The organism is Faecalibacter macacae (assembly GCF_003687725.1).
In the GTDB taxonomy this organism is placed as follows: domain Bacteria; phylum Bacteroidota; class Bacteroidia; order Flavobacteriales; family Weeksellaceae; genus Empedobacter; species Empedobacter macacae.
This window is the reverse complement of record NZ_RDOJ01000001.1, coordinates 252146-263287: the sequence shown is the minus strand read 5'-3', so window position 1 is coordinate 263287 and position 11142 is coordinate 252146. Positions and strand designations below refer to the sequence as shown.

General features: G+C 32.8%; 10 protein-coding genes. 5 read left to right on the top strand and 5 right to left on the bottom strand.

What is annotated here, in order from left to right:
- Window positions 1–375: 375 nt before the first annotated feature.
- From EAH69_RS01275 to EAH69_RS01260, 4 genes are all read right to left on the bottom strand, one after another.
- Window positions 376–1317 (bottom strand): YihY/virulence factor BrkB family protein, encoded by a 942-nt coding sequence (locus EAH69_RS01275; protein WP_121933389.1) that lies wholly within the window; start codon window positions 1315–1317, stop codon window positions 376–378.
- 94 nt (window positions 1318–1411) lie between these two features.
- Entirely contained in the window at window positions 1412–3022 is a 1611-nt protein-coding gene (locus EAH69_RS01270; RefSeq protein WP_121933388.1) for a pyruvate dehydrogenase complex dihydrolipoamide acetyltransferase, read from the bottom strand.
- 8 nt (window positions 3023–3030) lie between these two features.
- A complete protein-coding gene (gene pdhA, locus EAH69_RS01265; RefSeq protein WP_121933387.1) occupies window positions 3031–4032 on the bottom strand; it encodes a pyruvate dehydrogenase (acetyl-transferring) E1 component subunit alpha in 1002 nt (333 codons plus the stop codon).
- Between the two features lie 55 nt (window positions 4033–4087).
- Window positions 4088–4561, bottom strand: a complete 474-nt coding sequence (locus tag EAH69_RS01260; protein ID WP_121933386.1) for a cytidine deaminase — start codon at window positions 4559–4561, stop codon at window positions 4088–4090.
- 112 nt (window positions 4562–4673) lie between these two features.
- Here EAH69_RS01260 and EAH69_RS01255 point away from each other — a divergent pair, with 112 nt between their 5' ends.
- Window positions 4674–6191 (top strand): YifB family Mg chelatase-like AAA ATPase, encoded by a 1518-nt coding sequence (locus tag EAH69_RS01255; protein WP_121933385.1) that lies wholly within the window; start codon window positions 4674–4676, stop codon window positions 6189–6191.
- 52 nt (window positions 6192–6243) lie between these two features.
- Here the strand turns inward: EAH69_RS01255 and EAH69_RS01250 are convergent, their stop codons facing one another.
- Window positions 6244–7215: a PhoH family protein gene (locus EAH69_RS01250; protein WP_121933384.1), complete on the bottom strand. Its 972-nt coding sequence runs from the start codon at window positions 7213–7215 to the stop codon at window positions 6244–6246.
- A 67-nt stretch (window positions 7216–7282) separates the two neighbouring features.
- On the opposite strand from EAH69_RS01250, the gene EAH69_RS01245 reads away from it, so the two are divergent.
- Genes EAH69_RS01245 through gldG form a run of 4 tightly spaced genes read left to right on the top strand, consistent with a single transcriptional unit; the run spans window position 7283 to window position 11110 of the window.
- Window positions 7283–8125: an SAM hydrolase/SAM-dependent halogenase family protein gene (locus EAH69_RS01245; protein ID WP_121933383.1), complete on the top strand. Its 843-nt coding sequence runs from the start codon at window positions 7283–7285 to the stop codon at window positions 8123–8125.
- A 36-nt stretch (window positions 8126–8161) separates the two neighbouring features.
- Window positions 8162–8707, top strand: coding sequence for a CopD family protein (locus tag EAH69_RS01240; protein WP_121933382.1), 546 nt, complete (start codon window positions 8162–8164; stop codon window positions 8705–8707).
- A gap of 2 nt (window positions 8708–8709) precedes the next feature.
- Window positions 8710–9438 carry an ABC transporter permease subunit gene (locus EAH69_RS01235; RefSeq protein WP_121933381.1) on the top strand — a complete coding sequence of 243 codons (729 nt, stop codon included), beginning with the start codon at window positions 8710–8712 and terminating at the stop codon, window positions 9436–9438.
- A gap of 4 nt (window positions 9439–9442) precedes the next feature.
- Window positions 9443–11110, top strand: coding sequence for a gliding motility-associated ABC transporter substrate-binding protein GldG (gene gldG / locus EAH69_RS01230; protein WP_121933380.1), 1668 nt, complete (start codon window positions 9443–9445; stop codon window positions 11108–11110).
- The last annotated feature ends 32 nt before the right edge of the window (window positions 11111–11142 follow it).

Here is an 11142-nt window from a genome sequence, read left to right as displayed (position 1 = left end):
TATCCTTCATTCTATTTAATTTTTTAACGTCTTAGATTTAAATGTCAGTTTATTATATATAAAAACGCTTCGACAGGCTAAGCATGACAAATTTTTAGATCCTTGAATATTGGAAGGACAGATTATGGATAAAAATAATGATGAGATCCTGAAACAAGTTCAGGAGGACAGTTGAATAAAACACTTAGGAATGACGAACCGGAAAATATTTTATAAAGAAAAAATAGAAATGATAGCCTGGATTGATTATTTTGTAATAACTGCTTATTAAAAAGCAGGTGTTACGAAATACTTTGATGAAAGGACTCGGGAAAATGAGTTGCGAAGCAACTCCTCTCTCAATAACTAATCAAAACAATATTCAAAAAATTTATTTTATATATTTTCAGATTCTTTAGGATTATTAGTAAGCTGTTTTACGAAAGAAATTTGACGAACCTTTGCTCCTTTTTTAGGTATAATTAGAAATCCTTGATTTTCTGAATAAACCTTTGTGAATTTTGCGCCAAAATAAATGATGATTGCTACGTAGTAAATCCAAACAAGTAGGACAACCAACGATCCAGCTGATCCGAAAATAGTGCTGTATTTAGTATTTGATAAATAAATACCAATCAAATATTTTGCGATATAAAATAGTACTGCTGTAAAAACTGCACCTAAGAATGCTGGTTTCCTATGGATTTTTGCATCTGGAAGTACTTTAAATAACACATAAAAGATTACTATTGAAATAAAAATACTTAAGATATTATTCAATAATATAAATGAAGCAGATGAAAAGCGAGAATCGATGTTTAGTTTTGTAAAAATATCTTCGCCATAACCGACTAATACTCCGTTCGTAATTACAGTCGCTATCAAAATTAATCCTAAAATTAAAATGATTAGAAAAGATAATGCGCGATTGATAATGAGTTTTAACCAAGCACGACGCGGAACAGATTCTATACGTAAAATAAGATTTAACGAATCTTGCATATCTGTAAACATTGTTGTAGAACCAAATAACAAGACACCAAGACCTATATATAAAGATAGAGAACTATCGCCAGACAAAGTCGAATTTGCAACAAAATTTTGTACTGTTATAGCAACTTCTGAACCGACTATATTTTTTAGTTCTGTATAAATACGGTTCTCTATCGCATCTTTTTTAAAAAACATACTTGCTCCAGATACAACAATAAGAATAAGTGGCGACAAAGAAAATAACGTATAATATGTAAGTGATGCACTCATCTTCATTATACGGTCTTCGCCAAACTCGGTTGCTGTTTGAAATAATATTTTATACCAGAACTTAAGTTTTTCCATTGGAGTATTTAGGTTTTAGTAAAGTTACGAATCTTAAATAAAAAAAGGTCACTCGAAACGAATGACCTTTTTATTTATTTTCAATATATCTTGATTACACTAACATTGTTACTGGATTCTCGATATACATTTTTAACGTTTGTAAGAATTGTGCACCTGTAGCTCCGTCCACTGTACGGTGATCACAAGCTAAAGTCAATTTCATTGTGTTACCAACAACGATTTGACCATTTTTAACAACAGGTTTTTCGATAATTGCTCCTACTGATAAAATACAAGAGTTTGGTTGATTGATAATCGAAGTAAATGATTCGATTCCGAACATACCTAAGTTAGATACTGAGAAAGTAGATTTTTCCATTTCGTCAGCTTTTAATTTACGATCTCTTGCACGACCTGCATAATCTTTAACCTCAGCAGAAATTTGAGAGAATGATTTTTGGTCTGTGTTTTTAACAACCGGAACTAATAATCCATCTTCTACAGCAACTGCTACACCAATATTGATATTTCCATGTTGTACAATTTTATCATCGTACCAAGTTGTGTTGATTGCTGGATGTTTACGTATAGCCATTGCACAAGCTTTAACAACTATATCGTTGAAAGAAACTTTTGTATTTGGCACCGTATTTAATTGCTTACGTGCTTCGATTGCATTATCCATATCTAACTCTACATTTAAATAATAATGTGGAGCTGAATATTTAGATTCTGCTAAACGCTTCGCAATAACTTTACGCATTTGAGAGTTAGGAATTTCCGTATCTTCACCAGTGACATATTGTTGAACTGGAGCAGCAACAGCTTTCGCTTCAGATTTAACCTCAGCTGGAGCTTCAACTTTAGCAGTTGGTTGGAAGTTTTCAACATCTTTCTTCACGATACGACCCTGATCACCAGAACCTTGAACTTCTGCTAAATTAATTCCTTTATCTTTTGCAATTGATTTTGCTAATGGAGAAGCGAAAATACGATCGTTAGATACTTGAACTTGAGGAACCTCTAATTCTACAACAACAGGTTTTTCGTCTTCAATAACTTCTTGAGTGGAAGTTTGAGCTGGAGCAGCAACTTTACCTCCGTTAGCAACAATTGCAGAAACGTCAGTACCAGCTTCACCAATGATAGCTAAAACAGTATCAACTGGTGCAGGCTCATTTTCTTTTGCTCCTTGATATAATAAAACACCGTCATATTCAGACTCAAATTCTTGAACAGCTTTATCTGTTTCAATTTCAGCTAAAATATCACCTTCTTTTACTGTATCTCCAACATGTTTGTGCCATACAACTACCGTTCCTTCCTCCATTGTGTCAGAAAGACGAGGCATTGTAATTACATCTACATTAGATGGAACCTCAAACGAAGTAGTAGTTGGTGCTTCTATTGGAGCAACCTCTTCTTTTACTTCTTCTGTAGCTACTGCTTTAGGTGCACCACCGATTAAAGCTGAAATATCTTCACCTTCATTTCCGATAATTGCTAAAACAGTATCTACCGGAGCAGGTTCATTTTCTTTTGCTCCTTGGTATAATAATGTTCCGTCAAACTCTGATTCGAATTCTTGGATTGCTTTATCAGTTTCAATTTCGGCAATTACATCACCTTCTGAAACTTTATCTCCAACATTTTTATGCCACTTAACAACAGTTCCTTCCTCCATTGTGTCGCTTAAGCGAGGCATTGTAATAATTTCTGCCATGGTTTTTTTTAGTTATTTTCAACTTTATCTAAGAATGGATAATCTTCTTGTGCGTAAATGTTATCATACATCACATTAGCATCTGGATAAGGTGAATTTTCTGCAAATTCAACACATTCTTCCACATGAGATTTCACCTCTTCGATAATAGCATCTAATTGTTCTTTTGTTGCCCAATTGTTAGCTAAGATATGAGACTCAACATTTAAAATTGGATCTTCTTGTTTGTACGCTTCTACCTCTTCTTTTGTACGATAAGGCTCAGCATCAGACATTGAATGTCCACGGTAACGGTACGTACGAACATCTAAGAAAGTTGGTCCATCTCCACGACGAGCACGCTCAATCGCTTCGTAAGCAGCTTCAGCTACTTTAACAGGATCCATTCCATCTACAGGCATAGAAGGCATATCATATCCTAAACCTAATTTCCAGATATCTTCGTGATTTGCAGTACGACTTACTGAAGTTCCCATAGCGTATTGATTGTTTTCACAAACGAATACTACTGGTAATTTCCAGTTCATAGCCATATTAAAAGTTTCGTGTAATGTTCCTTGACGCGTAGCACCATCTCCCATTAAACAGATAGTTACATGTTTTTTGTCGTTGTATTTATCACCAAATGCAATACCAGCACCTAAATTGATTTGTCCACCAACAATACCATGTCCACCATAAAAGTGATGTTCTTTACTAAAAATGTGCATAGATCCACCTAAACCTTGAGAAGTTCCTGTAGCTTTTCCACACATTTCAGCCATAATTCTTTTTGGATCTACACCCATTGCCATTGGCCAAACGTGACAACGGTAAGCAGTAATTACTCTATCTTCTGGTTCCATTGCATGTAAGAATCCAGCTGGTAAAGCTTCTTGCCCGTTGTATAAATGTAAGAATCCTCTAATTTTTTGTTTTAAATATAGAGAGCGGCTCTTATCTTCGAAGCGTCGCCAAAAGTTCATATCACGATACCATTGTAGGTATTGTTCCTGCGTTAATTTTTCCATAATTGCACAATTCGTTAGAACAAATTTAAACTAATCTTAGACGTGTGCAAAATTGCTAGTCTAAAAAATCTTCAGTAAAATGAAGTGGAAGTAAATCTTTAGCACTATCAACTTTAAATACTTGCCCTTCGTTTCCTGATAAAAACAACGCTATGTTATCGTTTTGTTTCTTTTCAATTTCAAGAATGTATTGACGACACATTCCGCAAGGAGGCAAAGGTTTATTAATATTAATAGTTGAAACAGCTAATTTTTTTATTTTAATATTAGGATAATTTGCATTTACGAACGCTAGTAATCCACGCTCTGCACAAGTTCCTACAGGATAAGATGCGTTTTCTTGATTACTACTAACGAAGATTTGACCATCTTCTAATTCAACAGCAGCACCAACATGAAAGTTTGAATAGGGTGCATAAGCAGATTTTGAGATTTGATTTGCTCTTAAAACTAATGTTTTGTTTTCTTCCTGCAATTCATTGAAAGAATCGAATACTTCGTATTCGAAACTAATTTTTTCTTTCTTCATATAGCTTTAAAGATAGAATCTACGTTCTATTCTCTTTAAAATTAAACATTTAAATCCTTTTAGCTATTTTATTAACTAGAAAAAGGAAGTAAATTTAGGTAAAATAGTTGTTATGTTGAAAAAAATTTACGGAAGCGCAATATTTGGAGTATCTGCTCAGACGATAACTGTAGAAGTTAATATCGACCAAGGCGTAGGCTATCACTTGGTTGGATTACCAGATTCTGCCATAAAAGAAAGTAATTTTCGCATACAAGCCGCATTAAAAAATATTGGTTACAAAATTCCAGGTAAAAAAATCACCATTAACATGGCTCCTGCCGATTTACAAAAAGAAGGCTCTGCTTATGATTTGACTATTGCTATTGGAATTCTTTCTGCTTCTGAACAAATTGATAATGATGAAATAGAAAACTATATTATCATGGGCGAATTATCTTTAGATGGATCACTTCGTCCCATCAAAGGTGCTTTACCAATAACTATCCAAGCTAAAACAGAAGGTTTTAAAGGAATTATCTTACCAAAAGCTAATGCTGATGAAGCTGGAGTTGTAAATGGAATTAATGTTTATGGTGTTGAAAATATTTTGGAAGTAATTCAGTTTTTGAATAATGAAATTGAATTACAACCTCATCAATTTAATATTGAAGAACATTCTTTAGAATTAATGAATCAATATTCTCATTGTTTTTCTGATGTCAAAGGGCAAGAAAATGTAAAACGCGCGATGGAAATTGCCGCTGCTGGCGGACATAATATAATTTTGATTGGTCCTCCCGGAAGTGGAAAAACGATGCTTGCCAAACGAATTGCTTCTATTCTACCTCCAATGACGATAGAGGAATCTTTAGAAACAACAAAAATACATAGCGTTGCCGGAAAATTAGGATCTAGATCTTTAGTCTTTAATCGACCTTTTATATCACCTCATCACACGATTTCAGATGTTGCCTTAGTTGGCGGCGGATCATATCCTCAACCTGGAGAAATTTCCTTATCGCACAATGGTGTTTTATTTTTGGATGAATTACCTGAATTTAAACGATCTGTTTTAGAAGTTATGCGACAACCTTTGGAAGATAGAGAAGTTACCATATCACGCGCCAAGTTTACAGTAACTTATCCTTCAAGCTTTATGTTGGTTGCTTCTATGAATCCGAGCCCGAGTGGCTATTTCCCTGACGATCCACAAAACACATCTTCATTAATGGAAATGCAACGATATATGAACAAAATCTCGGGACCATTATTGGATCGTATCGATTTACATATAGAAGTTACGCCTGTTCCTTTTGATGATTTATCTAAAGATCGAACTGGGGAGAAAAGTGAAGAAGTAAGAAAACGAGTAATTGCTGCAAGAAAAATTCAGACTTCAAGGTATACAAATGCATTAATACATTATAATTCGCAAATGGGTCCAAAAGAATTAGACTTATATTGTTCTTTGGAAGATAATTCTAAAAAATTAATAAAGACTGCAATGGATCGTTTGAATTTATCTGCACGTGCTTATGATCGTATTCTAAGAGTTGCTAGAACTATTGCTGATTTAGATCAAGTAGATTCAATATCCTCAAAACATATAGGCGAGGCTATTCAATACAGGAGTTTAGATCGAAGTTAGAAGCATATAAAAGCCGATTTAAAAGAATCGGCTTTTCATTTATATAGGTATTCTATTTAATCTCTATTTTCTCTCTTTCTTTATCTTCAGATGATTTGTAAGCTTTTAAAATTTCACGAACAATTTTGTGTCTTACGACATCTTTATCATCCAAATAAATAAAACCGATATCGTTAACACCTTTCAAAATATGTAAAGCTTCACGTAAACCAGATTTTTGTTTTGGTGGTAAATCTACCTGATCAGGATCTCCGGTGATTATAAACTTTGAATTTTTCCCCATACGCGTTAAGAACATTTTCATTTGCGCATAAGTTGTATTCTGTGCTTCATCCAAAATAACAAAGGCATCATCTAACGTACGCCCACGCATAAATGCTAATGGTGCCACTTCTATCACTCTACGTTCTGTATAAGATTCTAACTTTTCGTGCGGAATCATATCTCGTAACGCATCATATAATGGTTGTAAATATGGATCAAGTTTATCTTTCATATCACCTGGTAAAAAACCTAAATTTTCTCCAGCTTCTACCGCAGGACGAGTCATGATAATTCGACGAACTTCTTTATTTTTTAACGCTTGAACAGCTAACGCCACCGCAGTATACGTCTTTCCAGTTCCGGCAGGACCAATAGCAAAAACCATATCTTTGTTGTATACAGTTTGAACTAATTTGTGCTGATTTGGAGTAAGAGCTTTAATTAATTTTCCATTAACTCCATGCACAATAATTTCGTCCTCTTTTTTCATTTGAAGTAGCTCGTTTTTATCCTCTGTCATAATAATTTCTAAATCACGACCACTTAAACGATTATACTTTAGAATATGTTGAATAATTCTTGCGATTTTTTGATCAAAAACAATCAATTCATCTTCGTTTCCGAAAACGGTTAAAACCTTTCCTCTACCAATAATTTTTAGTTTAGGATAATATTCTTTTATCCTCTTTAAATGCTCATTATTAGGACCATAGAAGTCTTGTGCATTAATTTCAGTAAGTTCAATATTAATTTCAGTCAAATGTGCTATTGTTTTGTATTAACTAACACAAAAATAAACAATATATTTGCTAAGTATTATAAGAATAATGGCAATTATTACGTTAACAACCGATTTTGGTGTAAAAGATTATTTTGTATCTAGCATTAAAGGAGCAATTCTGAAAGAATTGTCGGACGTTACCATTGTTGATATTTCGCACCACGTAAGTCCTTATGATATTTCAGAGGCTGCTTACATTATTCGTAATTCGTACCATGAGTTCCCGACTGGGACAATCCATATTATTGGAGTAAACTCGTTAAGTACACCAGACCAACGACCTATTTGTGCTCGTATCAACGGACACTATTTTATTTGTTCGGATAATGGAATATTATCCTTGATTTGTCAGAATCATCAACCAGAAGAAATCTTCGAAATAACTATAAACCCTGAGAGCTTGGACAGCTTGTTTCCTGAAAAAACAACTTTTGTTCCTGTAGCTTGTCACATTGCAAGAGGTGGTTTACCAACATTGGTTGGTCAAAAACGTAAAAAGATTAAAATCTTAAACGAGTTAAAACCAAACTATCGTGATGAAAAAATTATTACAGGTTACGTTATTTACATTGATCGATTTGGTAATGTTATTACGAATATAACACGTAATTATTTTGAAGAAATTGCAAATGGTAGAGATTATAAAATTGTTTTGCGCCAGAAGGATTATTCAATGACCGACGTAAATGAGATTTTTGATCATTACCACAAAATTGTTCAAGATTTTTCTAAGGAAACCCAAGCAATGGCACGAACTTTATGTTTGTTTAATTCGGCAGGTTTTTTAGAAGTTACATTGTATAAAAGCAATCCTGAAATTACTGGTGCTGCAAATCAATTAATGGGACTAAAAAAGGGAGATACAATAACAATTGAATTCGAGAATTAATCTTTCTTGAATCTATAAGTAAGAATTAAATATTTTATGGGATATAATTATCTTATATACAAAGCAATCCACGTTATTTTTGTAGTTAGCTATTTTGCTGGTTTATTTTACATTGTTCGTTTAATGATTTATCATACCGAAACGCAAACGATGGACGAGCCTAAAAAGTCTATTTTACAAGAGCAATATACTTTTATGGAAAAAAAGCTTTGGAATGTAATTACAGCTCCAGCTTTAATCATACTAGTCGTAATGGGTATTAATATGCTTTGGAAAAATCCTGCGTTACTGAATGTTGCTTGGATGAAAAGTAAACTAGGAATGGTTTCCGTTCTATTGATTTATCACTTCTGGTGTTGGAGAACTTTAAAACAACTACACAACAAAGTTTTTAAATATACTTCTGTACAGTTAAGAATGATGAATGAGGTTGCTACAATTTTACTTTTCGTAATTGTGTTTGCAGTCATTCAAAAAAGTTACTTTGGAGAATATTGGCACTGGTCAATCATTAGTTTTTTTGGAGCTGGTGTAATACTTATGCTAATTGTTCGTTTAATTAACATTAATAACAAAAAATAACTATGTGGACTATCTTTAAAAAAGAATTCTCACAATTCTTTTTAGGATTTACAGCATATCTTTCTGCATTAGCATTTGTCCTTGTATCTGCATTATTCCTATGGTTTTTTGATAACCAATTTAATGTATTTAATACAGGAAATGCTTCATTAAGCAGTTTCTTTTTTATAGCTCCTTGGATATTCTTGTTCATGGTACCTGCTTTAACAATGAAAATGATTGCTGAAGAACAAACTAATGGGACATTACTTTGGCTTTTTACTTTACCTATCAAAACCTATCAAATTATTTGGGGTAAATTTTTAGCTGTTTTAAGTATTATCATCTTTTGTCTTTTAGGAACTTTCTTGTTTACTTTAACATTAGAAAACTTTATTCTATCAGATCAATCGTTAGATTATGGTGCTATATATAATGGTTACTTCGGATTATTTCTTTTAGGAAGTTTATTTGCTGCTATCGGAATCCTAACATCTAGTTTAACTAAAAATCAAGTTATGGCATATGTATTTGCTGTACTTTCTTGTTTTATTATTTATTACGGATTCGAAGGCTTGGCTTCTTATAATTTATTAGGTTCAGCAGATTATTATGTACAAAAAATAGGAAGTTATTCTCATTATCAACAATTCTTGAAAGGAATTCTTGACACAAGAGATTTAGCTTATTTCGTTGTTATAATCGGAATCTTATTACAAGTTTCAATCATCAATTTACAAATCAAAAAATAGTGCGATGAAAAGATTAAACAAACAATCCTTCGTAGTATTTGCGATATTAATCGTGGTTTTAATTGTAAGTCAATTCGTATACAAACGTTTTGATTTAACACAAGACAAACGATATACACTTACAGAAACTTCTAATCTTTTATTAGCAAATGTTGATAAAGAATTACAAATCGATATACTTTTAGGTGGCGATTTAACTGGTAATTACAGAATTTTAAAAAATGAGATTCAGTTTTTATTAGAAGAGCTAAAAGAGAAAAATCCTAAAATAAAATATCGTTTTGTAGATCCTTTAGAGATGTCTACATCTGAAATGGAACAAGCCGGAATTGTGGCTATTCCTATCAAAACTGATAAAGGTGTTCTTAATGTTTATCCTTATGCAAGATTAGCATACGGAGAAAAAACCATGTGGATGGAGGTTTTAGTTAACGACCCTTCTACTCCATTTGAAGATTTAGCAGTTGCTTCTACAGAAAAATTAGAATATTTATTTGCAGAAAAGATTCAGAAAATCACCAATACAAATCGTAAAAAAGTTGGTTTTATCGTTCATCATGACGAATTACCTCAACAAAATATCGAAGGTTTAGGACGTGCATTATCTGAAAAATATGATGTTGAAATTTATCTAAATCCAATTGCGAATAAAAAATTTAGTTTAGATATTGAAGATATTGATAGTTTAAAACGTTTTGATGGATTAATTGTAGCAAAACCTACACTTCCATTTTCTGACAAAGACAAAATGGTTTTAGATCAATATGTAATGAATGGCGGTAAAATGATTTGGGCCGTTGAAACTGTTGATGCCGAAATGGATTCTATTTTCCGTTCGGGTAAAATCTTAGCTTTTCCAAGAGATTTAAAAATCAACGATTTCTTATTCAATTACGGAGTTCGTTTACATAGTACGATTATCAAAGATCTTAACGGTGGAAAAATTGTTTTAGCTGATGGAGAAACTGCCGGAAATGTAAGCTACAATTATTACACTTGGCCATATTTCCAATTAGGAATGACAGCTGATCCAAATCCAATTACAGATAATTTAGATCCTGTATTATTTAACTTTGCTAATCCAATTGAGTTATTAGAGAATCCTAATATCAAACAAACTGTATTATTAAGTACTTCTCCACAAACGACGATGAAACCAGCGTTAAATTATCTTTCAATTGACGAAGTTGATATAGAGGATTACGACGAATACCAAATGGGAAAAATCCCAATGGCAGTTTTATTGGAAGGAAATTTTAAATCTGCATACGCATCAAGAATCGAACGTCAAGAGATTCCTAACTTCAAAGGACAATCTACTAATGGTAAAATGATTGTTTTATCAGACGGAGATGTTTTAAAAAATCACCTTTGGCGAGGAATACCAATGCGATTAGGTGAAGATAAATATTCTGTTCGTCCTGATAATCCTGAAGCTCGCCCTACAACATACGCAAATCAAACATTTGTAATGAATGCGATGGATTATTTATTAGGTGATGAAGATTTTTTAGCCTTACGTAATCGTAAATTAGAGATTCCGTTGTTAAGTGAAACTAAAGTATTGTCTGAAAAACAAACATGGCAACAGCTTAATTTAATAGTTCCGATAGGGATTATAGCACTTTTAGCTGCAGCTGGATATTTTATCCGAAAGAAAAAATATAAATAAGAATATAATTCTTAAATATCATAAGTATCAAA